Here is a 25,461-nt window from a genome sequence, read left to right on the forward strand (position 1 = left end):
CCTTTCTGCCAATTTCATATGCTGCTCTAGATGCTTCGAATAACTTTTGATTACGTTGGTATTTAACTTGTTTTATGATAATTGTGGCATACTGATTTAAGGTGGTTTTGGTGCGAAGTTCTTGCAAGTAATCTACTAAACTTGGACATACCAGCAAAATCTCCGGCTTTTTGAAATTTTTGATAAGCCTAGATTTTATTAATGGGTTGATCTTCTTTTCGAGAAGGGAATAATATTTCACAGAAGGTGTGAAATGGGATGTTGATTTAGATGATGATGGTGAAGATGATAGTATTAAAGATATGGTGAAAACGGGTGTGAAAAAAACTTAGTCAACAGTAGCGGGGTGGTTTAATTCACATGAAAAAAAATACAGATTTTAATAAAAAAGCTTTTGAATATTATATGGCTCTTTATGCTGTAAATGATATAAGATCGACTATAATTACTCTTGTGATTGGGATAGCAGATATATTTGTGCTTTTGCCTGCTTTTGCGAATCCTGTTCAACCGATATATATGTACATAATAGTTCCACCAGTTGCTTTTTTAAATGTATGGGCAATATGGATTGTTATAAATCCTAGGAAGCGGCAATTACAATACACTCTATTTCGTGGGGTATTTGGCATCGTATGTTCAGTAGGATTATTAATTATAACCCAAAAGTTTGCATATGGAATGTTAGGATTACAAACTCCTATCTATTTTATTTTTTCGGTTGGTTTGTATATTTTTGCTTTGCATTATTATTATAAAAATCATATTAAAAAACTTCAGGAATCAATCAAAAAATCAAAATCATCGAAAAAAAACTCTAGTTTTGGAGTAGTGGCTTTTGTAGGATTGGGTCAACTCATTGCTAATATCAGTCTTGGTTTTGCAACACAAAAGATGGTAGCAATTGTATTAATGTGTGTATACTCCATGCTTTCGTTTATGTTGTTTCATTTCATTATGGAACTCCATAGGTACTATTATTTAAGGAAGCATATAGAAGATGGGGGTAGAACACATGAAACCTTTTAAAGAGGTTTATTGAATTTTAAGTATTGTGATTTATGGAAGGAAACAAAAACTTATGGTTAAAGAACCTGTGATGTATGACTATATTGGCTGTTTTTATCCAGAAGGAGGAAAGCTGATATGCAAGCATTTAAAGTTGGGAAATTAGTCACATTCGTTGCAATTATAATACTTCTTGTAGTTGCTATTTTATCTCCTTACAACTTATTTAAAAAGATTTATTTTATTATTGGTGTTCTTATTATTGGCGCAATTTCACTTGGTACAAATAAATTCTTTGAACTGATACACAGTAAATTTAATAAGAAATGATATTACTTATGTGATAAAGAAATTCCCCTCTAAATCCTTAATGATTTAGAGGGGAATTTCTACAATATGATTTTACTGGATTACGTGGAACTAAATTAGTCCATCACCATATTGGTGGTGGTCAAGCTGTTGGTGTTCCGCTGCCACTACATCCTGGTTTTGGAGGGATTCATAACGCAGAAAAAAAGATTGGAGCATGGGGGAAAAGATGCAGGGATTGAATCACCCCCATATTCTAATGCAGCACATCATCTAACACCTTGGAATGATAGTAGGGCAGAAAAGGCACAAAAATTATTAAAGGAATTTGGGATAGACCATGATTCGGCGGCTAATGGAGTATTTTTACCTTATAAAGTTAATAAATACGTGACTACTGAAGTCTTACACATAGGGAAGCATAGTTCAGAGTATATACTTGAAGTAGAGAGAGTATTAAGTCTTGTTAAGAAACGGGGCGGTACTCAAGAAGATGCTGTTGACGCCTTACATGATATAAGAGAACGTTTATTGAATGGTGAATTAAAATTAAATAAACCGAAGAAAGAGTAATCTTATAATAGAAAAATAACAAAGGAGAGTAAAAATGAAAATTTGGGAATTAAAGAGTTCATTTGATGACTATGAATCCTTTCAACTATTGAACTTAGAAGAAGATTCTAAAAAGTATTTTGAAGGAAAAATTGACTCGGCAGTAAAAGCATCTGATTCATGGGGAGAAATACGTATTAAATGTGTAGAGGAAGGAAATCAAAGTGATTTGCCTCATTTTTGGGGAGAAGTTGGTACACCAATGGTTAGTGGGAAAGCTAAAAAATTTTTAGAGTCTATACTTGGTGATAATGTAGAATTTCTTCCCCTAATTCATGATGTGACGGGAGAAGTGTATTATATAATTAACGTTTTAAATGCAATAGATGCTATTGACTATGAGAAAGCTATACTAAAGAAACTACGTTCTGGCTTAGTAATAGATTTCAAAAAATACGCATTCTTACCTAATATGGTTAAGAACCAAACAATATTTAAAGTTTACTTAAATGAAATATTACATATTCCTTCCGTTTTTGTATCAGATGAATTTAGAAATACATTGTTAGAAAGTGATTTAAAAGGTTTTGAATTTATCGAGGTATGGGATTCAGAAGCAAACATGTAAAAGAAAGTCCTAAAATAATTGATAGGAGTTAGTGACATGGATGTAAAGGATTTAAAAATTCTAAGAATGTTAAACAATTATGAGGGAAATGAAAAAGAAATTTTTGAACTGATTCAAGCTGAAGCAATGGTGAAATTTATATGTGGAAAAATCTGATTTTAGAAATTGAAAAAATAGAGAAAAGTTTTAATGATAAACTGAATACACCAGCAACAGATAGTGAAGTTAAGAAATTAAGAGAACGCATGAAAAAGAGTTTTAATGTTGACCTCCCGAGTGAATATGAGGAGTTTCTTAAAACTGTAAATGGATTAGATTTTAACGGGCTAGTACTTTATGGAGTTGACTCTTATTTGTTGGATACAGAAAGGGACGAATCAATTTGCGGGCTTATAGAAACCAATGAGATTTGGTATGAAAATGAATTTCAAAAAGAGTATCTTTTCCTTGGAGATTCAAATATAGCATGGTTCTGTAAAAACTTATCTGATGGTACTTATTTAGAACTTGATAAACCATCTGGTACAGTGATGAATACATATAATGATTGCAACACAATGCTTGAGGAAGCATTGAAAACAGCCCTTCTTTAATAGGAGGTAGTAAAAATTATGTTTAATTTTTTGAAAGAATATGTTGTAGCAGACAGAAGTGTCCGTTCTAAACAGAAACCTATTTTCTATCCTATATATCAAGATGAGATAGATGAGGCAGAAAGTTTATTACAAATGGAACTCCCATTAAAAGAGATGGTCCGACTTTAGTTATTCAATTGATGACAAAGGAAAATGTGGAAAACAAGCCAAAGCGATGGAATAAGTGGGATGTAATTTATGTAGAGATATCTTTCTTTACTATTCATAATTTAACAATAAAAGGTTTAGGGACAGAAAATATAATTGATTATTTTGAAATAAATACGATAGAAGAAGAAGGTTTATTAAAAATTAAGTGTAAGAATCAAATGTTAGTTGAGTGCTCGTTTGGATGGGCAAAGGTGGAAGGGGTAACCCCAGGTTTAATAGGATTACCATAATTTTGATGGGAAGTAGATAGTTAATTTTTATAATATTCATATTTTAATGTTTTGGGGTTAAATAAGGAATGTATAAAGGACATTTGAAACGTTGATAGTGTTGCAAACATATGAAGCGGAAATTACTAAAATTAAGATACCTAATTATATACCTGTATTAGGTGATTATGATATAAGTTCCAAAGGTGAGATTGTAATAGGTGGGTATGGTTATAGATTCCGCAGGAGTTTCATTTAAGTTTGAGAAGGAAGCGAGATAATAGAATGCGAAAATTTTCAAAAATAGTTATATGTGTTGGTGCGTTAATAATGATTATACTAGGCATGATTGTACATGATACATGGAAGGATAGGATTTATTTTTCTTTAGCTGTACTTTTTGTTACCGTACTTTCTTTACTATGGAATATAGTTGCTCATAATATTATGGATAAATTTAGGGGGAGAGAATGAATAGTTATGAAACTTTTACTGATTGGAACAGTAACGGGGTGGTCTAATTAACATGAAAAAAAGTATAGATTTTAATAAGAAAGCTTTTGCACATTATATGGCTCTTTATCCTGTAAATGAAATAAGAGTCCACGTAATTGTTCTTGTCCTTTTGGGGGCAGACGTGTTTGTTCTCTTGCCTGCGTTTGCGAATCCTTTTCAATTACTCTATGTATATATAGTAACTCTTCCAGTTATTTTTTAAAATTTGTGGGCGATATGGATTGCTATCAATCCTCGGAAACGACAGTTACAATACACTCTATTTCGAGGAGTATATGGCGCCATATGTTCAGTCGGATTATTGGTTATAACTCAAAAATATGCTTATGAAGTGTTACAATTACAAACTCCCATCTATTTTATTCTTTCATTTGGTTTGTATAGTTTCGCTTTGTATTATTTTTATAAAAATCATATTGAAAAGCTTCAGGAACCAAGAAAAAAATCAAAATCATCGAAAGGAACTGGTGGTGTAAAAGTAGCAGCTATTGCAGCGGGATCGGGGCAGTTAAATGCTAATATAATTCTTAGCATTGCAACACAACAGATGGGTGCGATTGTATTTATGTGTGCATGCACAGTGTTTTCGTTTGGTTTGTTTTATATGATTATAGAACTCCATAAGTATTATTATTTACGGAAGCATATAGAAGATGGAGGGAAAATACGTATAGGCTTTTAAAGAGGATTTGTTGCATTTCAAGTGTATAATTGCATTCTTCTTATGGAAGCCATTCACGAGGCTTATAGCAATGAAAGATGTATAAGTGGAAGATTATATTCTGGTAAAACATCTGAAGGAATGGAAATTAGGTTTGTTCTTATTAATGATAAGATTATAACTGTTTATCCAATGTATTAAAGAATATGAGGTACTCAAAATTGAAAGTAACTACTTAGCCTATAGTTAAAAATGCAGCGCAATATGGAGGGAGTTGTTAAGAAGCACTCCCCCTAAGTTTCAGATGAAATTAAATGATTGAATATTTACATTTAAATAATCGACTATTTATGCTTTAATGTTTATATGTACATAACTGGAATGATTAGGAAATTATATTTAATATGTTTTAAGAAAGGGGAATGTTTTTTATATGGAAACTCCAGAAAATCAATTTAAACGTGCACTTAATCCTTGGTTCTCCATTTGGACAAAACCACGTGATACAATGAAAGAAATTTTTATATCCAAACCTAAGAATGTGTTTTTACTCATTTTATTAGGCTCATTCGTACAGACTTTAGATCGAGCATCTTCTAAAAATATGGCGGATTCAATAAGTAGTCCAGTTTCAATAATCTCAATGGTTATATTCGGTACCTTCGTTGCCTTCTTAATTTATTATTTTTTGCTACCAGCGTTATTTAATTGGGTAGCAAAAAAACTTGGTGGACAAGGTACCTTTGAAAAAACACGTTACTCCGTTGCCTATTCTTATATCCCTTACGTTTATTCTCTTATATTAGTTTGGGTGCCTTCATTTTTCTTGTTTGGGATAGAAAACTTTACGAGTGAGACACCGAAAATGGAGAGTAGCATAACTTTAACGATTTTGTTTCTTATTTTTGCCATAATTGATATAGTTATTGGAATTTGGACAATCATTATTTCCTTAAAATGTTTAGGAGAAGCACACCAATTTTCAGCATGGAAAGCATTATTAACAATAATAATATCCTTTATGATTATCATTCTTCCTTTGGTAATAATAGTATTTCTTATAGTAGGGGTTACAATCTTTTAATCAATAAACTTAGAAATTTAATTGAGGTTTGGGGACAAGTATAAAAATAACAACTAAAAAATTGAAATTATTCTTAAGCGTGAGCCCAATAGCTCACGCTTTTTATTTTATAAAGAATCCATTGGTTTTATAGCTAATTGAAGGTGCTTTTTCTTTTGCGCGGGAAGGAGTGTGGGATTGATTGGTGGTTTTGGCGCTGACTTTTGCGAAATTTGTCGGTAAGTCGATATGTTGTGTCGAATCGTCGATATATGCGAAGTTACGATCGATATAATTGGAAAATCGTTGATATATTTTTTGGGGGAGTGGTATTGATTGGTAGGAAGAGTTTTTCTCGTGTATGTTACAATGAAAATAGCTTGTCAATAAGGAAGTGAAAGTATGAATGGTATACAATTTATTCAATCGTATGTAATGAAAAGTGCTGAGAAGATTGATGAGTTATATATACGTAAAGAACAGGGTATAACAATTTTCCCCATTATAAAGCAGACCCCACGCAAGATTATGAATACAGCGGAACTTTTTTTTAGTGAAGAAGAAGTTTCAGATGTTTCTACTACTATTACAAAAAACTTTTATTCACCTCATGTAAGGAAAAGAGAAAGTGATGTTTTAAAGTGGTTAACGATACATGAAATGCTAGATTGTATAGAACGAGGGATTTTCATTAAGGAAGTCCGTTTTGAGAAAGATGGTAAAACGGTTCGTGACATTTTTTATCGAATGGGATATGGCTTGTTTACATATATGGAAAAGGAACGACAGTTAGAAAAGGTAAGAGAGGAAGAGACTTTGCAGCAATGGATGCAGAAGAAGCAGTCTATGCCAAAGTACACAAACGAGTATACGGAAAAATTGTGGGATGTTTTGGAGCACATTGAAAACGATATTGAAAGTGCTTTGCCTCCTACAAATGAAAAACGTTGGTCGTTTCATAAGACGGTTCTGTTTTTAGAGTTTCTGCTCGCTACCTATAAGATTAGTTGTGAGAAGCGTACGTTTGACTGGAAAGAGATTGGCGCGGCGTATTATGAAGTGATTGGTGGTTCTAAAAAGTTTGATCAACATAAAAAAGAGTTTCTCGATATGTTAGAAGATATGTTAGATGCACCGCCGCATTGTTTAGGCTTAGTTAGCTTAGGGACGGTGACACCTATATTTTTCTGCGGAAAATTACAGGAAGGTAATACGTATTATGAGTGTGATACGGTCCGTTCATTAACAGATTTAGTAGTATTTCGGCGTGAGTATAAAACAGATGCGAAAGTGTTATGGCTTGTTGAAAATAGGGCGGTATTAACGAGGATGGCAGCGGAGAGTGATTTTGTAGCGAGTACGGGTAGTCTCGTAGTCGGAGTAGATGGTCAATTACGCAGTGGACATAAAAAGTTTATACAAAGCGTTCTTGCACATTCTCATTCTATAAAAAAGGTTATGATTTGGACGGATTATGATGGTGCAGGAGAAGTGATTCGTGATGCGCTATTTAAGTTAGTAGCACCATATGAAAGACATGCGCGCTGGATTTCTGCGGACGGAAGAGTGCTAGATAAGAAGGAGTTTGAGGAATCAACTTACGTAAGAGAAAGTGAGCAAGAAGAAAGTTTAGGAGGTGTGGATACTTGGACGGAATGGATCAGTCAGTAATTTCAATTTTACAAACAGATGCGTCGCATATTTCAGTACGAAATGCGATGAAAGATTTAAATAAATTATCAGGTGTTATTTCAGAGCTTGGGCAGAGCGAGTATTTTAATGATCCATTGAAAACGTATGAGTTTCTACTACTATTAAATATTTTAAATGAAGAAGCGCTAGGGTTGACTTCTTCTATTGAAGATGTGCGGACGTTGAAATTTCGTTACCGTAATGTGTATGGTGGTGATCCATCGATTCGCTTAGAACATTTCATTAATATTTTAGATAAATATGGATGGATTTCAAAAGGGAAAAGTAAAATTACGATGATGGACGTTGGGAAGCGAATGATTGATGTGTTAATCAGGCTAGCAAACGATTCGTTAGCGTATTACATGCAAGATGAAATAACGAGATCTTTATATCAAGCGAATCGTGATGCGGATTTAAGTGAAGCGTATGATGATAAAGGTGTATCGGGCGGAAATAAGTTAGCAAGTATGATAAAGAATGTAGAGGAAGCGGTGGAAAGACTTAAAGAGAGAGAACTAGAATATTTAGCAGATCGTTATGCGTTGCCGCAAGTACAAATTATTCATCAATTAATGAAAGAACTAAATGCTCGTTTTGTAGAGCGATTTCAAAAGTTTCAAACGTTTGAGGAAAGTCTTGTGCTAGAGCCTCTTATAAAAAGAGGAACGGGTGTTATGTTTGAAGGGTCACAAGTGAGCCTTGGAACGATTAAAAAGATTTTACATTTTACACATATTCAACAGTCTACAGTTGGAGCAAGCATTCGTCATGATGCACTTCGCCGTTTTATTGAAAATTGTTTTACGAAGCAAGATATGGAATTGCCAGATGCGCATGAGATTTTAAGTTTTATGGAGCAAGACCGTAGAGAAGGTGAGAGGCAAGATGGACTATGGATGCCAGTACAGTTCGCGGCGCCATTATCAAGTGCTGCGATTTCTAGTGGTATTCAGTTTTTGGAAGAGTACGAGCCATATACGGATCATATAGAAGAAGCTGTTCAGGAAGAATATGAAGAAATAGAAGAAATGTCAGAAGCAGAAGTGAAGAAGTTACTTGCAGATCAGCAGTGGAGTATGACGAAAGAGCAAATTCAAACGGAACGATTAGAAGAGTTTCTTATGGAACAAGAAGAAGTCGATATGGAAGAACTTGTACTTGAAGCAGGGTCTAATACGTGGGGAGATGCAGTAAATGCGTTAATCGCACTGTCAGCTTTAACGGCCAACAATAAAGCTGATATTATGGATAATCAAAATGTAAAAGAAAGAAACATAGAAAAAGAATGGGAATGGGGCAGTGACGATGATAAACAAAAACGAGTTCGAAGTCGAGAAAGGAATTAATCCGCTCACGGAATTAGGGAAACTTCGGTACGTATTGTCTCGTGATGAAGAACATACATTTATGCAACTTTTATTTTCATCTTCAGCGCGTATGAGGGCGACAAACTTTGGATTGCGCCGAAAAGAAGTAATGAAAATGCTTGGGTTAGATAATGATGATGCAGAAGGATTTGAGTCATTTATAAAACGAATAAATGGTGCGTTATGTGGCTATTTTCAGTGTGTATATGATGAACGACGTGACCAAGTGATTGTGATGATGCGAGTGCCAGCAAAGCAGGCGAGAGAAGTATTATCTTCAGAAAGTTTAGGATTACTTATGTTTATTTTTTATCATCAAGAAGTGTTGCAAAATGAGTTTACGCTATTCAATCAATTACTTAGTGCGCTTGGACATGAAACGTTGCAAGCACGTAGAAAAGTACAAACGAATTTAGATCCACTTCTAAAAATTGGAGCGATTACGAAATATGATTCACCGTCCCAAGAAGAGGCATATGCGTTAACGGCAATTGGAAGTAGAATGTTCTCCGACTCGTTCTTGCATAGAGCGGCGGAATTCAGTCAGTCGCAACAACTTCATATGGATGACGTTTTAAAATTCTTTAAACGTTACAACGTAGGAGGTGGAGAAACGATATGATTCCATACCGTATTTCTTTTTCCGGTATACGTGATTATAAACCGAGAACGATTTCTTTAATGGGAAAACGTGATCATATTTTAATATCAGGTGCAAATGGTGCAGGGAAATCAACGTTAACATTTTGCTGGGGAGCTGTTATGGCATCTACGAAAGTAAACGTGGAAGGACTTCGCTCGAAAAATCTTCCAGACAATAGAGTATGGCGAGCAAAAATTGAGCTCGTATATGAGAATGACGGATTCGTAGATGCGGCGAAATACGTAAGATTTACGCTTGTGCTTGAGCAAGAGCCAGGTCATCCATTAAAAAAAGAATATTATATTGCAGAAGGTGATCAAGTAGATGAGTGGGAGCAAGAAACGCGCTTTTCATCTTCGGACAAGCACTTTAACTTTAGAGAGTATAAAAGAATGCTTCTTCAAAAATATAAAATCGATCCAGATGCTTTCTATTTAATTTGGTATCAACAAGATGTAAATCAATTTGCTGTTATGAAGCCAGAAGAGAGATTCCGTATTTTTAGTGAGATGACAGGGATTGAAAGTATTCAAAAATCTTGGGAGTCTTTCAAAGAACAAGAACGTGATAAGGAAGCTATTTTACAAACGGCTCGTAATAATCAAATTCAGTATAAGTTTGAACTGGAGCGATGGGAGAAAGAGAAAAATCGTTATGAAGATCAACAAATCCGTATCAAACAAGGGATTGTACAATATAAAACAGCGTTATGTACACTAGAAGATCATTATGCTACAGAACGTATGAAGTATAAGGATGAGCTAGAAGATGTGAAAGAGGTTCTTGATGAGAAATATGAAGAAGCTCAGCGGGGAGAAGAACAGTTTACACAATTAGAAACGGAATTAAACGCGAAACAAGCAAGTTTTCAGAATGCGGAAAAAGAGCTTGAAATTGCCGAAGAACGCCAATTACAGTGTAAAAAGGAAAGTAAAGATAAAGAGCGAGAATGGAACGCGATTAAAGAAGAAATAAAAGATGTCACGGATCGTGTGAAAAATATAGGTATTAGTGAAGACGTTGTAAGAGCAGAAAAGAGTAGTAAAGAACAGCAGTTGCAAGAAGCTGAGAAGGAAAAAGTATATACGGAACAGATAATCAGTGAGACGAATGGTACTTTAAATGAGCTACGGTCAGAAGTTGCGAAGTTAGAAGTACAAGTAGATGGTGATGAAGCAGCTGTCGTTTCTGCGAAGAGTTATATCGAGCAATATAAATCTAGCTTCCATATGGAAGAGAAACATAAAAAAGTAGAAACTACGATGAGGCAAACGAAAAACATTGTAGAAACAGTGAAGAAAGGTCTTCAGCAAAAATATGAAGAGAAAAAGCAACTAGAGCTAAATCGTTACGTAAGCCCGAGGCAAGAAGAGGGACTTAGATATTTCAGAAGACAAGGATTACATGCTTATCCGCTTCGAGATTTAATTGAGTTAGAAGAAGACGCAGAATTTCGTAACGAAGATATTGTAAATACAATTAAGTATGCAATTTTCGTAGATTCAAAAGAATTTACCCCACCAAATGATTTGTATTACGTACCATTGCCATTAATCGTTCCCACTGAAAGTGTAATTTCATTACCACAGTATAAGTTAAGAATAAAAGAAGGCGATAATGAAAAACTCGTTTCTGTAGCGATGAAAGCTTTATGGTGGGTAAAACAATTCTTCACAGGTGAGCAGCCGTGTATTCAAAAAGGTAGTTTAATTGATATAAGAGGATTACGTGGTGAACAAGAAAAACCGGAATACATTTTAAGTGAAAAAGCAATTATGCAACGTCTAGAAGAGACAGAAAAGTGGATTGAGGAAAATGAAAAGCTGTTAATACAATATGAGAATGAGATAAATACGCTGAAAGAAAAAGAAAGAAAACTTCACGATATTGTATACAAAGTGCGAGATGCAGAAGCAGTTTTACAAAAAGCTGCCGAACGTACATTTAGAATAGAACAATTAGGTCGAAAAAAAGAAGAGAAGCAAAGATTAGAACAAGAAATACAAAGGTTGTATGCAATTAATCAAGAATTGCATACGCGTATTGCTCGTTTAAGAGAACGCCTTGAAACGTTAGAACAATACGAAGCAATTTATGAAGAACTGCATAAGGAAAAAGAAAAAATTGCGCATATGCAAAAGTTGGAGCAGCTTCATAGAAAGTTATTGGACGAGCTCAAGGGAATAGTAGAACGAAAAGATGAGCTGGATGATACGTGTAATAAACTTGAAATCGAGTGTAATAAAGCAAATCAAAAAGTAAAACAACAGAAACAAGATGTAGAAGAATTACGTACATCTATCCAGCGTTTAGAGAAGAAAAAACAATATGTGCAAGATTATTTCATAGCGACAGAAGAAAAGTTAATTAGCATACAAAGAGAAGAACAGGATGCAAATGATACGTACAGAAACTTGCTAGAACAAATAGGCTGGGAAAAACAAATAGAAAAGTGGTCTGAAGCAAAAGCGATTGATCAAAAACAAGACGCAGAGATTATGTTAAAAAGAGCCTTGGGTGAAACGGTTAATCCACTGGCGCCAGAAAATTACGCGAAGATGAAAGAAGAAAATGAAAAGAGTAATGCAGAACTACATAACGCAGAACAAATTTTGAACGAACTTCGCGAAAATATAGCGCTTATGAGAGAACGTCTAGAAACGACGATTCAGATGAACGCTCACAAAATCCATAAAAAGTTTGAACAGTACATGGAACAATTCCATTTCGAAGGAAAAGTAGAGTGGAACATGGACACAAACAAACACGGAGACATGCGCTACTATCTTTATATAAAAGCACGTAAAAAAGGTCACCGCGGCAAAATGGAAGACATTAGCGCCAAAGGACGCGGAGGAAAAGTAGGAAGCGGCGTATCAGGAGGAGAAGAATCCCTATCCTCTCTACTATTCGCACTAGCCTTACTACAAACAATTGAAGCTTCTCCAGGCTACATCATCCTAGACGAATACGACAGTGCCCTAGATGACAGCCGAAAAGAAAAAGTCTTCACCCTATTTGAAGAAGAACTAAACAGAAAAATGATCATCGTATCACCAAAAAGTCATGATCCAAACTACTTACAACACTTCTCGCAAGCACTAACAGTTATGCACGATGCGAGTGTGCCGGTTAGTCGGATTTTGCAGGTTAAGAGAGTGGCAGAAGAAACTGTAAGTAAGGAAAATTAATTATTAGCCCGTATCAACGGGCCTCCTGACTCCCACATCAAAATTTGATGTGGGAGTTTTGCTATTATATCGTGATAAGAATGCAAGTATGTACATGTTACATTTACTATTTAAAAATATGATAGTTTCAAAGAATAAACTTTTCTCGGTAAAAGAGTGAATATTATTGGAGATTGTTCGGTTGCAAGGTGAATTATAAAGTAATCGTTTTTTAAGGATTAGTAGAGTTTTTATACGATGTTAATCGTTCATAAGAGCTCTCTAAATAGAATTTTTATGTAAATATCCGATAACTCCCTCTTGTTCATATTATATAAAAAGTTCTTCTTAAGATTATTGGCAATTCTTAAGGCTCCATTCTTAGAAAAAGAGTAATATAAAACCGCTTTTTCTTTTTCGGTTAGTGAAGAAAAATAGTTAGCCTCAAAATATAAATTCGTTCCTGAATCAGCTATTATGTTACCAAAGAAACGAATAATCTTTTTAATATCATTATTTACTTTGGCAGATTCTAATTGTTTAAACAATCTACTATAAGCACTTTTTTTATTTGAAATACTTAAAATAATTTGTGTTGTATTTTCTTTCGTCGGAAAGATATTAATCATACAAAGTGCCAATTCATTTATGCTATTATTTTCTAAATCCTTATTTATAGAATGAGTTTGACAATAAGCAAATTTAGCAACAAAATTTGGAATTGTATAATTAAAAGTAAGGAAAATATCCTCTTCGTTATATATGCTGTCAATTATTATTTTTGAAAATGAGTACGTCTCCCTAAGATTTAGTAAATGTCTATAATAATCTCTCATTACTTGTGGCTCCAACCAAAGCTCTTCACATTCACTTAATAATTTTTGTAAAAATAATATTTGTAAAATGTTAGTATAGACATTTAATGCCATAGCTTTTAAACCAAATTGTAAATCTTGTATATACTGTCCTTGATAACTTTTATTTTTTTCAATTTCCTTAAATAACTCATCATCATGATGTTTGCAAAATGTATTTACTACACTAGCTTCATCATCTTTTATAGATACGAAGTATTCATCTATATTGACTTTAGGGAAATTTAAAAATCTATTAAAGGTGATGGGTTTTTCAGTTTTCCTATTACTGAGTATACTAATAATAGGATTTTTACTTAAAGTATGTGCGTAATTAATCTTCGCACTAGTACATTGTTTAGGAGAGTCAGCAGCTAAACAAAATGCAGCTTTTTTCTTTCTTAAAAAACTATCATACATTTTACTGCTAGGATTATCCTCGAACTTATCCTTTTCTATGTAATTCTCTATTTTTCGATTCAATTCTTTAGTAGCAAAAGAAATTCCTTTAGAATCTTTAAGTTGCATGTAATGATTTTCTATCTTGATAGCTTTAGAAAGACAACAGCTTTTGAATTTCTTATTACTCCCACACGGACATTTTTTTTCTTTCATCGGTCGTAGTCTAAATTCTCCATCAAATTCAGGTAATTTATTAATAAAATCAATAATATTATCAATCTTTTCTGAAGCCATTTTCTAATCGCCCTCTCATTAAAAAATATCCTCTTAATTTAAATACTCAATCTTTATCTCGATTTTTTTAGTCATTCATTTCACAAAAACGTTTGTCTTTAATCCAGTGTACAAAAGCTTAATATTCCTTAATTTTTAAAGGTGCCAAAATAAATCAAACCTGTTTGCTATTTTGGTTTATTTTATTTTGCTCCTTGGCGCATACTTTGTTTTGCTTAATATTATAATGTCAAAATTATCACTTTGATTATATACAATAAATGTAATGAAAAAACAATTATACTACATGTTGCTTAAATAACTATTTTTGAAATGAATGTATTGTAAATTAAATAAATTTATTGTCCTGCTACAGTAAAATGAAATGTCTTTTTTATTTGCAAACACTACACATCTCAAATGCAATGCAAAAGCTAGTGTTAAAGGACATTCACAAGTAGTTGTTGAGCTCCTTCGCAAGAGAGAGATCGAATTCTAAGAAAGCAGCCGACTTTTATACAAAGAGTCAGCTGTTTTTCTGTTTATTTAATACTCTAAAGATACAGTTCTTAAAGGATATAAGATATTTATGTTCAGAACGCCTGGGTAATTGATTAGAGAAAGGAGTTTTGAAAATAGATTAATTTTAGTTAGAGAAGAAGAACTTAGAAAAATATCAGTATTTGATTCTATTGAAGTTGTCTCTGTTTGTCCTTTATTTTCCAATCGGAGAATAAGGGATGAATTTTTATGAAGGAGTAAATGCAGCCTTTGTTACCACTCCCGCCATTCCTCTGTTATATCTTCCTCAGATTCTAAGCCAGCTATTCGTGCAGCTACATCGATAAATTCATAGAGATCTTCTCTTTCCATTGTTTCGATAAAGTAGTCATGTTCGATATTTAGTTCATTTAATTTCATAACTTCGACTTCGGTTGGATTCTCTCCTAATTGCTGTAAATTGTTAATGTAAGTGTCAAGAACTGTATTTGTTGCACTTATATTTTCTTCAGTAAAAAATTCCCCATCTTCATCATACTCAAACCATGAGGTTGTTGGTTTGTTTTTTTTCAATTCATCAAATGTCATGATAACCTCCTAAATGTGTTTTTTGTCTTTAATTTCATTCTACATTTTCGATCATATAAAACAATCATTTTAGAGGGGTTTTCTGTAAGTTGATAGTTTTTTAACTCATTTTATGAGGCTACTTATTCGTGGTCTTTTTATTTTCTCCTCCGCATAAATATAGTTTATCCCGCATTAACGGGCAGTAAGACTCCCACCTCAAAACTCGGCGAATGCGAAGGAGTTAGGTGGGAGTCGGGCTGCCCGTAAAAGCCTGATTGGTTTAACTAATAATCAGTGGGGGATGGACAACCCCCCCCACTGATTAAAGTTTCACTTTATCGCAAGAATGCATGAATAAATTAAAAACTTTCTATCTTTGGGAAAAAGTTTGACAATACATACGGGTAGTGGTAATTTAAAACCTATAAGAAAACTCGGTATTAATTCCGAGTTTTCTTATAGGTGTAAATAGTCGAGAGGGGTCGAAATATGAAGAAGAAGTTGTTTGTATTACCATTTGTCCTACTATTATTTATTGCATTAGCTGCTTGTTCAGGGGAAAAAGATTCGAAGCAAGCGGGCACTAGTAAATCAGGGACTCCGAAAGATGGAGGAACGTTAACGATTGGTGTTAGCGATAATCCAGATACGATGAATCCGCTTTATGCGAATGATCGTGTGTCATTAACTGTGCAGCAAGCTTTATATGCGCCGCTATATCATATGGAAGACGGTAAGAAAAAGTTTGTTCTTGCTGAGAGCTTTACGCCTTCAGAAGATCAATTAACGTGGACATTGAAATTAAAAGATAATTTGAAATGGCATGATGGTAAGAAAATTACATCAGACGATATAGCATTTACATTCCAATCTATTTTGGATGAGAAGCAAAATAGCTCAAGTCGTGAAAACTTTATTTTTAAAGGAAAGCCGCTTGAGGTGAAAAAGGTAGATGAGTTAACAACTCAATTCGTTTTACCACAAGTAAGCGCATCTTTCGAAGGTGTGATGAATGATTTCTTCCCAATTCCGAAACATGTATTTGAAGGGGAAGCAGATTTAGCGAAGAGTAAGAAAAACTTACAGCCTGTAGGTTCAGGACCGTTTAAGTTTAAAGAGTATAAATCAGATGAGTATGTTGCATTAGATCGATTTGATGATTATGTAGGTGGGAAAGCTAAATTAGACTCTATCGTATACCGCGTTGTAAAAGACCGTAATACAGCAAATGTTTCACTGCAAAATGGTCAAATCAACATGAAAATGATTGAGCCGCAAGACTTTAAAAAACTAGATAGTACTGGGAACTTCTCAATGGTGACATTCCCTGAAGGTAGATTATTCTACTTATCTTATAACATGAATACTGATCTTATGAAGAAAAAAGAAGTGCGCCAAGCAATTGCGCATGCGTTAGATAAAAAAGAAATGATTAACTCAGCATTCGTTTCGGGTGAATTTGCAGAACCAGCAAATTCAATCTTAACGCCAGACGCTATGTATTATGCGAAAGATATTAAAGACTATAAGTATGATAAAAAAGAAGCGAAAGATTTATTAGCAAAAGCTGGCGTAAAAGATAAAGAAAAAGTACGTGTGATGTATGTAACGAATAATAAAATCATGGAAAGCTTAGCACTTTATACACAACAAAAATTAAAAGAAGTTGGCTTAGAAGTTGAACTAAATGCATTAGATGCTAGTGCAGCAAGTGAAAAAGGCTTAGATAAAGAGAATAAAGAATATGACATTACATTTGGTGGTTACATAATGGGACCTGAGCCAGATTCATATAAGAGCTTATTCTTAAGCAATGCTGAATACAACTATGCACGTTATAAAAACGCTGATTTCGATAAGTTATGGGAAGAAGCTGCAGTTGAAACAGATAAAACAAAACGTGCAGAGCTATACCATAAAATTCAAGAAACAGCTAGAGAAGACGTACCTTATCTACCAATTGCGTATCCGAAAGCAGTTATTGCAGTAGATAAAAAGTTTGATGGATTGAAAGAAGCAAAAGCAATTCCTGTCACAATGTTTGAAGATTTATCTAAGATTTATGAAGTGAAATAAGAAACAATAAAGAAGCTGGTGGAAATCAGCTTCTTTAGCTTGAGGGGGGAAGTTTGTGTATAAAGTAATTGCGAAGAGGCTTTTAAATGCAATTCCGCTTTTATTTGTTATTTCTATTATTTCTTTTCTATTAATAAAACTAGCACCGGGGGATCCTGTTCGAAACTTTGTCACGCCAAACATGAGTCCAATTGATGTGGAGCGTATTCGTAAAAGTTTAGGACTAGATCAACCAATTTACGTGCAGTATATTTTATGGTTAAAAAATATTTTAACAGGGAACTTTGGTTACTCACTTCAAAATCATCGTCCTGTTTTAGATCTTATCGCAGAAAGATTACCCGCAACAATTGGGTTAATGGGATCATCTTTACTCGTCTCATTCGTAATCGCAATACCACTTGGACTATTTACAGGTGTGAAAAAGAATTCATTCTTTGACCGCATTGTAAACTTTATTTCATACGTTGGTATTTCTATGCCGGTTTTCTGGTTTGCACTACTATTAGTCTACTTATTCTCTTTAAAATTGAACCTACTTCCGAGTATGGGGATGCGCACCGTTGGTAAAGATTCTGTTTGGGATATTGTGCAGCACGGCATTTTACCTTGCATGGTGCTTGCGTTCCAAAACGTTTCTGTTTATATGAGATATATTCGCTCAAGTACAATTCAGCAATTAGAAGAAGAATATGTACAAATTCAATATGCGTACGGTGCTTCAAAGAAAACGGTTTTATTTAATCACGTACTTCGAAATGTATTAATACCAATCATTACAATTTTCGGATTATCGATTCCAAGTTTAGTAGGCGGAGCATTTATTACGGAAACAGTATTTTCATGGCCGGGTCTTGGTTCACTTGGGGTAAATGCTATTTTTAGATTTGATTATCCAATTATTATGGCGATTACATTACTATCATCATTCATGTTAATTCTCGGTAACTTAATTGCTGATATTTTATATGGCGTAGTAGATCCGCGCATTCGAATGAGGGGGTGATTTGGAATGAATAATAGGAGATTTCAAACGATAAAACATAGCTTTACGAAAAATAAGTTTGTTGCAATGGGAGTTATTATACTTGCGGTTTTAACGGTCGCATCAATTTTCGCATTCGTATCGCCGTACGATCCTAGCAAAATGTCGATTCCAGATCGCTTACAAGAACCAAGTATGAGTCATCCTTTCGGAACGGATGATTACGGAAGGGATTACTTAACGAGAGCGTTATATGGCGGACGAGTTTCACTTGCGGTCGGTTTCCTTGCGATGGTTGTTTCTATTACAATCGGTACTGCAATTGGAACAATTAGCGGATATTTTGGCGGAAAGTTAGACAACTTTTTAATGCGAGTTGTTGAAGTAATGATGTCAATTCCATCATTCTTTTTAATGCTACTATTAAATGCGTATTTAAAACCAGGAATTACGACGTTAGTTCTTATTATCGGATTACTAACATGGATGGACACCGCCCGTATTGTAAGGGCAGAAACGTTATCTGTAAAAGAGCGTGAGTACGTTTTATACGCAAAAGTATCAGGACAAAAATCACTTATGATTATTGTAAGACATATCATTCCGAACATTTTATCAACCATTATTATCGCTGCGACATTAACAATTGCGACATCGATTTTAATGGAATCATCACTTAGCTTTTTAGGTTTAGGTATTAGAGAGCCAGATTCTTCTTGGGGTAGCATGCTAAACAATGCGCAAGGATATATTGGCGAAGCTTGGTATTTAACACTCTTCCCAGGATTCCTTATCCTTTTAACGGTACTTAGTTTTAACGTAATTGGTGAAGCATTGAAGAAAGCTTTCGCGCCAAAAGGAGCTGGAAATGAAAACTAAAGTGTTACGTGAAAGGAGTGAGAAGCGTGTCTGAAAAACTATTAGAAGTGAAGAATTTAAAGACTTCTTTTTTCATAGAAAGCGGAGAAGTAGAAGCAGTTCGCGGCGTTACATTTCGTTTAAATAAAGGAGAAGTAGTTGGTATCGTTGGGGAGTCTGGAAGCGGAAAGAGTGTGATGGCGAAGTCTGTTATGTCTCTCGTTACATCACCAGGGAAAGTGAAAGAAGGGGAAATTCTTTTTCATAATGAAAATATCCTTTCTAAATCTGAGAAAGAATTACGTTCTATTAGAGGAAATCAAATTTCACTTATCTCTCAAGACCCAATGTCAGCGCTAAATCCGGTCGTGAAAATTGGGAAACAAATGATGGAAGTAATTATACGTCATCAAAAAGTGAAAAAGAAAGAAGCAGAGCAAATCGCGGTCAACTTGTTAAAACAAGTCGGTCTTTCTTCACCAGAAGAAAGGGTGAAACAATATCCGCATGAACTAAGCGGCGGAATGAAGCAGCGAGTTATGATCGCAATGGCGATGTCTTGTAACCCAGACCTTCTTATTGCTGACGAACCGACGACAGCACTTGATGTAACGATACAAGCACAAATACTAGATTTAATGAAAAACTTAAAAAACGAAACGAATATGGCGTTACTTCTTATTACGCATGACTTAGGAATAGTCGCACAAAACTGTACACGCGTTATCGTTATGTATGGCGGACTTATTATGGAAGAAGGACCTGTACTTGATATTTTCCAATCGCCGAATCATCCATATACGAAAGGGTTATTAAACTCTCTGCCAAAAATCGCAAACGGCGTAAAAGAAAGACTTTCTCCCATTCAAGGTGTAACGCCAAACTTATTAAACCCACCACAAGGTTGCCCGTTCGCAGAGCGTTGCCCGCATGCGATGGACATTTGTGAAAAAGAACGTCCGCCATATTTTGAAGTCGGAAATGAAAGACGTTCCATGTGCTGGTTAAACGATAGGGCGGTAGGTGATTTTCATGCATGAAGAAAACTTAATTGAAGTTCGGAACTTAAAAAAATACTTTCCTATTAAAAAGGGACTATTTGGCAGAAAAACGGAGCAATTAAAAGCAGTCGATGATTTAAGCTTCACTATTAAAAAGGGTGAAACATTCGGGTTAGTAGGAGAATCTGGCTGCGGAAAATCAACGACAGGAAGAAGTATCATTCGCTTACACGATGTCACTTCAGGTAACGTTTTATTTGACGGAAAAGATATCGCAAGTTTAAAGGAAAGTGAACTAAAAGAATATCGAAAACGAATGCAAATCATTTTCCAAGATCCATACGCATCATTAAACCCGGCAATGAACGTATTCCAAATTATTAGCGAACCGATGAACATTCACGGTTCCTACGAAAAAGAAGAACAAAAAGAAATCATTTTAGACCTTCTGAAAAAGGTAGGATTAAAAGAAGAACACTTATATCGCTATCCGCACGAATTTAGTGGAGGCCAGCGCCAGCGCATTAGCATCGCGCGCGCATTATCTGTAAAACCAGACTTTATACTATGTGACGAACCAATCTCAGCACTAGATGTTTCCGTCCAAGCACAAGTCGTAAACATGCTGCAGGATATTCAAGAAGAAACAGGAGTCACATACTTATTCATCGCCCATGACCTATCCATGGTAAGGCACATATCAGATAGAATCGGAGTCATGTACTTAGGAAACATAGTAGAAATTGCCGACAGCGAAGACCTATACACAAAACCGGCACATCCATACACACAAGCACTACTCTCATCCATGCCAGAACCAGATCCAACAAACATAGGAAAGGAACGAATCATCCTAGATGGAGAAGTACCAAGCCCACTCAACTCACCATCCGGTTGCAAATTCAGAACGCGCTGCAAATTCGCGACTGAAAAATGCGCACAGGAAGTACCAAAGATGGTGGAGATTGCGAAGGGGCATGAGGTGGCTTGTCATTTGTTTTAGAGTGGGGGAAGCATCGGGGGGACCTGGTGCTTTTTTGTTTTGTTAGTAAGGGGTGGGGAGTTTTTATACTAATAAATTTTATTTAGAATTATAGCGTAAAGTAATCTTTATTCGTATATCAAAATAAAATAAAGGGGTAAAAAATAAGATGACACCTTTTAGGTGTCATCTTATTTGAATTTCTTATCATATAATTTTCCTATACCTAATGTTAATAAAAAACATAATAATGATAAAGGGATATAGTAGTATATGAGTTTGTTTGGTGTATCAAAATAGCTTGGGTATGCATAATAAATTGGGAAAACAATGAAACAATGTAAAAGAAAGTACGAAACCCCTAAAATTAAGTTTTTCATAGATGATCATCTCCTTACTAGAGATTAACGATATTTTGTTTGTGATTTGCCTTTAAAGTTCTTTTGGGAATACATTACCACTTTAGAGACGCCACCAGGAGTCCCAGAGCTATATGTAATTATCATAGACATTGGTTTCCAATATGCAGAAGCAACTGAATAATATGTTCCTGCAATAAAACTACCCGCCGCGACAAGGTTACCTCCTAAAAATCCAGAAAGCCCAATTAATGCTCCATTCATTAAGTATACATTTGTCATATCTGCTATTTGTCTAGTATAAGTCGTGCCTGGTTTTCCGCACTGTATAGCAGGATAACATGTATATTGAGTTATATTAGGTGATATTATTTGTACCTCTTGTTCAATTAATTCATTTTCTAACTCTTCCGCATAAGAACTAGCAGGTGCTACTGCTAACATAGAAAATGTACAAAATGTAGATGTTACCCCAATAAATGCCTTTTTTAGTTTCATAACGATTCCCCCATCCTATTGTAAATAATGTATTTTTCTGTATATTCTTATATTATTTGTTTTATTTACAAAAATATAGACTTTTTTTAATATATTAAACATGTTAAACTTTATGTATGCGCTTTCATAGATGGTTAATGAACTAAATAATACATGTCATAATCGAATAGAAGAGAAGTGAATTTGATTATTTTTTCCGTTATACAATTCAAAAAAACCCTACATATAAGTAGAGGTTTTTAAATTATATCTTAATGAATTATGCTTTTTTAGATAAAGCAAATCGAGTTCAGGTAAACGAAGAACAGAGAATACATAATTTTAACTAGATTTACTATTAACTAGTTTATCCCCACCACCAAGCTCCGCCTCAATCTGCGAAGTCTTCGATGACTCATCCATACGCCAATACGTAATAAAGCTGATCGCGATACACCCAGCTACATAGAAGTAGAATAGTGATTCCATACCGATACTTTTTAGCCACAATGCGATGAACTCAGCTGTTCCGCCGAATATCGCAACTGTTAGTGCATATGGTAAACCTACGCCTAGTGCGCGAATTTCGGTTGGGAAGAGTTCTGCTTTTACAATTGCATTAATGGAAGTGTAACCAGTAACGATAATGAGACCGACCATCATGAGTAAAAATGCTACGATTGGTTCTGTCGTTTTTTCCATGAAGAAGAAGATCGGTGCTGTTAGCAATGTTCCGAGAATACCGAATGCCATTAATAGTGGGCGGCGTCCAATTTTATCGGATAATAGCCCTGCAATCGGTTGAAGTACGACGAAAATAAGTAGTGCGACAAAGTTAATCCAGCTTACAACTTCTTTCGGAAGACCGACTGTGTTTACCATGAACTTTTGTAAATATGTTGTGTACGTATAGAATGCGACAGTGCCTCCGAGTGTTAGGCCAACTACTGTTAATACTGCTTTCGGGTGTTTCATAAGCGTGCGAACGGTTCCTGCGCTTTCGCGTTTTTGTGATTTTATGTTTGCGAACTGCTCCGATTCATCCATCGTGCGGCGAAGCCATAATACAGCTACTGCGCCCATCGCTCCAATAATGAACGGAATGCGCCAGCCCCAAGCTTTCATATCGGGTTCGCTTAGCAATTGCTGAAGAACAATTTGAACGCCTAACGCAACCATTTGCCCAGCAACGAGCGTTACATATTGGAAACTTGAATAAAAGCCCCGGCGACCACTACTAGCCATTTCAGATAAATATGTGGCAGAAGTTCCGTACTCTCCGCCAAGTGATAATCCTTGTAGTAAACGGGCAAGAACTAAAATAATTGGCGCCATAATCCCAATGCTTTCGTAACTAGGTGTACAGGCGATAATTAAAGAACCACCGGCCATAACCGTAATCGAAAGCGTTAATGCTGCTCGGCGTCCGTGCCGATCTGCATAGCGTCCCATTAATAAACTTCCGATAGGGCGCATTAAAAATCCAACTGCGAAAATAGCCGCTGTGTTCAGTAACTGGCTCGTTGGATCTCCTTTAGGAAAGAACTCTGCTGAGAAGTAAACAGCGAAAGCAGAGTAAACGTACCAGTCGTACCATTCAATTAAATTGCCGACTGAACCTTTGAAAATATTGCCGGCGACTCGATTAGATTTTGCTTGAGCCATAATCATTCCTCCTCTTGCTTATAAATAAAATGATAATTATGAAAGCGTGTTCATTATAGTTGAATTGTACTATCTATAGAATAAAATCTCAATATTATGACAATTTTATTCTTTTTGTACTTTATGTACATGGAGAGTTTTAATAGTTGCTTCATTATTCGTTTTGCCATAATAATAGAAAAAGGAGATTGATAGTTTTGAATATTTTATCAAAGGATATGAAGTATGAAGAAATCACGCAAAGTATCATTACAAACGAAAATAGTAAGCTTAATTATTACGTTAATTTTATTTGTTGTTCTCCTATTAGCAGGAATATTTGTTTACATTCAATCCGTTGATACGAAGCGCCAAGTGGAGCAGCTAGCACTACAAACAGCGAAGTCGCTTTCTTTTATGCCAGCTATAAAAGAAGCTTTTCAAAATAACGAGCATAAAAGTACCATTCAATCCATTGCGGAACAAGTTCGTGAGCAAGCTGGTGCAGATACTGTCATTGTAGAAGATCGCTCTGGGGTTATGTATTCCCATTCTAATTCGGAGTTAATTGGCACAAAGAGTAACAATCCATATAACTATGAAGCACTCACTTTTGGAGGGTACTATACGCTTGAAGGAAATGGTGTAAGTGGTCCAGCCTTAATGGCAAAGGCACCTATTATTGTTCATAACGAAGACTACGATCAAGTAGTAGGCGTTGTAACAGTAGAGTTTTCAATAAAAGGTATCGAATCTAACATATTAAGCAGAACGAAAGAAATTATCCTCTTTTCCTTAGGTGTATTACTAGCTGGAATCATTGGTGGTATTCTTTTAGCGCGTAGCATTCGTAAAGACACACTCGGTTTAGAGCCGAATGAAATTGCAGCGTTATACCGTGAAAGAAGTGCGATATTACTATCTATAAAAGAAGGAATTATAGCTATTGATCAAAATGGTTTTATTACGATGATGAATACGTCGGCAGAAGAGATGCTACATGTAAATGATGATTATATGCAGCAACACATTTCAAAGGTTTTACCGGAATTTAATATGGAGAGAGTGCAAGAAAACGATCAAGAAATCGCGTTTCAAGATAAGGTGTTTATTTTAAATATGACGCCGATACTCGAAAATAACAGTACGGTAGGAGTTGTATGTAGTTTTAGAGATAAAACAGAACTGCAAAACCTTGTGAACACAATATCTGAGGTAAGAAAGTATTCTGAGGACTTACGCGCTCAAACACATGAATTTACAAATAAGCTTTTCGTTTTATCAGGATTACTTCAGTTAGGACATTACAAAGAGGCGATTGAATTTATCCAGCAAGAATCTAATATTCATCAAAGTCAAAACCATATTTTATTTCATCAAATTCATGATGCGAAAGTACAAGCTATTTTATTAGGGAAAATCGGAACAGCATCTGAGAAGAAAATCGATTTTCATATTGAAGGAGATAGTGCGCTGCATCCGTTACCAGACCATATAAAGGTGTCGCACCTCATTACGATCCTTGGAAACATAATCGACAATGCATTTGATGCGGTGAATGAACGAGAGGAAAAGAGTGTTTCCTTCTTTGTTACGGATATTGGGCACGATATTGTGTTTGAAGTGATAGATAGCGGGCTAGGGATACCGGTAGAAAAAATTACGACCATTTTTCAAAAAGGATTTTCAACGAAAGGAAATGATCGTGGTTACGGACTAGCAAACGTGAAAGAAATGGTAGATCTGCTAGGGGGAACAATTGAAATTCAAAACGAGAAAAATGGGGGAGCTATTTTTACAATTTACCTTCCGAAAACATTGAAAGAAAGTACATGACAAACAGGGGGATGGA

Annotated in this window: 20 protein-coding genes and 6 pseudogenes; 22 read left to right on the forward strand and 4 right to left on the reverse strand. The window is 35.1% G+C overall.

The annotated features are described in order from the left end of the window. Positions 1–360 precede the first annotated feature (360 nt). From BHV55_RS04750 to BHV55_RS04830, 15 genes and pseudogenes are all read left to right on the forward strand, one after another. On the forward strand, positions 361–1,029 hold the full coding sequence (locus tag BHV55_RS04750; RefSeq protein ID WP_061139746.1) for a hypothetical protein: 669 nt from the start codon (positions 361–363) through the stop codon (positions 1,027–1,029). 13 nt (positions 1,030–1,042) lie between these two features. Further along, a pseudogene (locus BHV55_RS04755) lies at positions 1,043–1,135 on the forward strand (DUF4176 domain-containing protein); the annotation flags it as partial. 11 nt (positions 1,136–1,146) lie between these two features. Further along, positions 1,147–1,338 (forward strand): hypothetical protein, encoded by a 192-nt coding sequence (locus BHV55_RS04760; protein ID WP_001147554.1) that lies wholly within the window; start codon positions 1,147–1,149, stop codon positions 1,336–1,338. A 107-nt stretch (positions 1,339–1,445) separates the two neighbouring features. After that, a pseudogene (locus BHV55_RS27395) lies at positions 1,446–1,559 on the forward strand (hypothetical protein); the annotation flags it as partial. Beyond that, positions 1,528–1,890 carry an AHH domain-containing protein gene (locus BHV55_RS04770; protein WP_210436360.1) on the forward strand — a complete coding sequence of 121 codons (363 nt, stop codon included), beginning with the start codon at positions 1,528–1,530 and terminating at the stop codon, positions 1,888–1,890. The pseudogene BHV55_RS27395 and the gene BHV55_RS04770, both read left to right, overlap by 32 nt. 34 nt (positions 1,891–1,924) lie before the next feature. After that, positions 1,925–2,497, forward strand: coding sequence for an imm11 family protein (locus BHV55_RS04775; RefSeq protein ID WP_000707082.1), 573 nt, complete (start codon positions 1,925–1,927; stop codon positions 2,495–2,497). Between the two features lie 140 nt (positions 2,498–2,637). After that, positions 2,638–3,090, forward strand: a complete 453-nt coding sequence (locus tag BHV55_RS04780; protein ID WP_000265786.1) for a YrhA family protein — start codon at positions 2,638–2,640, stop codon at positions 3,088–3,090. Between the two features lie 18 nt (positions 3,091–3,108). Further along, positions 3,109–3,255: pseudogene (locus BHV55_RS04785) on the forward strand (SMI1/KNR4 family protein); the annotation flags it as partial. Then, positions 3,237–3,533: pseudogene (locus BHV55_RS04790) on the forward strand (immunity 50 family protein); the annotation flags it as partial. The pseudogenes BHV55_RS04785 and BHV55_RS04790, both read left to right, overlap by 19 nt. Positions 3,534–4,038: 505 nt before the next feature. Beyond that, positions 4,039–4,710, forward strand: a pseudogene (locus tag BHV55_RS27400) (hypothetical protein). A gap of 412 nt (positions 4,711–5,122) precedes the next feature. Next, on the forward strand, positions 5,123–5,773 hold the full coding sequence (locus tag BHV55_RS04810; protein WP_070757307.1) for a Yip1 family protein: 651 nt from the start codon (positions 5,123–5,125) through the stop codon (positions 5,771–5,773). Between the two features lie 381 nt (positions 5,774–6,154). Then, positions 6,155–7,423, forward strand: a complete 1,269-nt coding sequence (locus BHV55_RS04815; protein WP_070757306.1) for a toprim domain-containing protein — start codon at positions 6,155–6,157, stop codon at positions 7,421–7,423. Next, positions 7,399–8,793 (forward strand): hypothetical protein, encoded by a 1,395-nt coding sequence (locus tag BHV55_RS04820; RefSeq protein WP_070757305.1) that lies wholly within the window; start codon positions 7,399–7,401, stop codon positions 8,791–8,793. Before BHV55_RS04815 ends, BHV55_RS04820 begins: the two co-directional genes overlap by 25 nt. After that, a complete protein-coding gene (locus tag BHV55_RS04825; RefSeq protein ID WP_070757304.1) occupies positions 8,753–9,436 on the forward strand; it encodes a hypothetical protein in 684 nt (227 codons plus the stop codon). The genes BHV55_RS04820 and BHV55_RS04825 overlap by 41 nt, the downstream gene beginning before the upstream one ends. Next, entirely contained in the window at positions 9,433–12,648 is a 3,216-nt protein-coding gene (locus BHV55_RS04830) for a hypothetical protein (RefSeq protein ID WP_070757303.1), read from the forward strand. Before BHV55_RS04825 ends, BHV55_RS04830 begins: the two co-directional genes overlap by 4 nt. A 248-nt stretch (positions 12,649–12,896) precedes the next feature. On the opposite strand, the gene BHV55_RS04835 is transcribed toward BHV55_RS04830, so the two are convergent. Further along, complete coding sequence (locus BHV55_RS04835) at positions 12,897–14,177, reverse strand: SEC-C domain-containing protein (RefSeq protein ID WP_070757302.1); 1,281 nt, start codon at positions 14,175–14,177, stop codon at positions 12,897–12,899. Positions 14,178–14,566: 389 nt separating this feature from the next. Here BHV55_RS04835 and BHV55_RS27830 point away from each other — a divergent pair. Beyond that, positions 14,567–14,655: pseudogene (locus BHV55_RS27830) on the forward strand (hypothetical protein); the annotation flags it as partial. Positions 14,656–14,930: 275 nt separating this feature from the next. Here BHV55_RS27830 and BHV55_RS04840 read toward each other — a convergent pair. Then, on the reverse strand, positions 14,931–15,245 hold the full coding sequence (locus BHV55_RS04840) for a hypothetical protein (protein ID WP_070757301.1): 315 nt from the start codon (positions 15,243–15,245) through the stop codon (positions 14,931–14,933). Positions 15,246–15,716: 471 nt separating this feature from the next. Here BHV55_RS04840 and BHV55_RS04845 point away from each other — a divergent pair, with 471 nt between their 5' ends. Genes BHV55_RS04845 through BHV55_RS04865 form a run of 5 tightly spaced genes read left to right on the forward strand, consistent with a single transcriptional unit; the run spans position 15,717 to position 21,150 of the window. After that, positions 15,717–17,303: an ABC transporter substrate-binding protein gene (locus BHV55_RS04845; RefSeq protein WP_000727701.1), complete on the forward strand. Its 1,587-nt coding sequence runs from the start codon at positions 15,717–15,719 to the stop codon at positions 17,301–17,303. Positions 17,304–17,358: 55 nt separating this feature from the next. Beyond that, positions 17,359–18,309: an ABC transporter permease gene (locus BHV55_RS04850; protein WP_000278787.1), complete on the forward strand. Its 951-nt coding sequence runs from the start codon at positions 17,359–17,361 to the stop codon at positions 18,307–18,309. Positions 18,310–18,315: 6 nt separating this feature from the next. Next, a complete protein-coding gene (locus BHV55_RS04855) occupies positions 18,316–19,167 on the forward strand; it encodes an ABC transporter permease (protein WP_070757300.1) in 852 nt (283 codons plus the stop codon). Between the two features lie 26 nt (positions 19,168–19,193). Continuing rightward, entirely contained in the window at positions 19,194–20,186 is a 993-nt protein-coding gene (locus tag BHV55_RS04860; protein ID WP_070757299.1) for an ABC transporter ATP-binding protein, read from the forward strand. Continuing rightward, positions 20,179–21,150, forward strand: coding sequence for an ABC transporter ATP-binding protein (locus BHV55_RS04865; protein WP_070757298.1), 972 nt, complete (start codon positions 20,179–20,181; stop codon positions 21,148–21,150). Before BHV55_RS04860 ends, BHV55_RS04865 begins: the two co-directional genes overlap by 8 nt. A gap of 383 nt (positions 21,151–21,533) precedes the next feature. Here the strand turns inward: BHV55_RS04865 and BHV55_RS04870 are convergent, their stop codons facing one another. Together BHV55_RS04870 and BHV55_RS04875 are read right to left on the reverse strand one after the other, a co-directional pair. Beyond that, entirely contained in the window at positions 21,534–21,986 is a 453-nt protein-coding gene (locus tag BHV55_RS04870) for a hypothetical protein (RefSeq protein ID WP_070757296.1), read from the reverse strand. Between the two features lie 321 nt (positions 21,987–22,307). Further along, on the reverse strand, positions 22,308–23,630 hold the full coding sequence (locus tag BHV55_RS04875; RefSeq protein ID WP_070757295.1) for an MFS transporter: 1,323 nt from the start codon (positions 23,628–23,630) through the stop codon (positions 22,308–22,310). A gap of 225 nt (positions 23,631–23,855) precedes the next feature. On the opposite strand from BHV55_RS04875, the gene BHV55_RS04880 reads away from it, so the two are divergent. After that, the gene (locus tag BHV55_RS04880; protein WP_070757294.1) at positions 23,856–25,445 is read left to right on the forward strand and encodes an ATP-binding protein; all 1,590 of its coding nucleotides are present in this window, start codon (positions 23,856–23,858) and stop codon (positions 25,443–25,445) included. The last annotated feature ends 16 nt before the right edge of the window (positions 25,446–25,461 follow it).

The organism is Bacillus sp. RZ2MS9 (genome assembly GCF_001816185.2).
Classification (GTDB): Bacteria; Bacillota; Bacilli; order Bacillales; family Bacillaceae_G; genus Bacillus_A; species Bacillus_A cereus.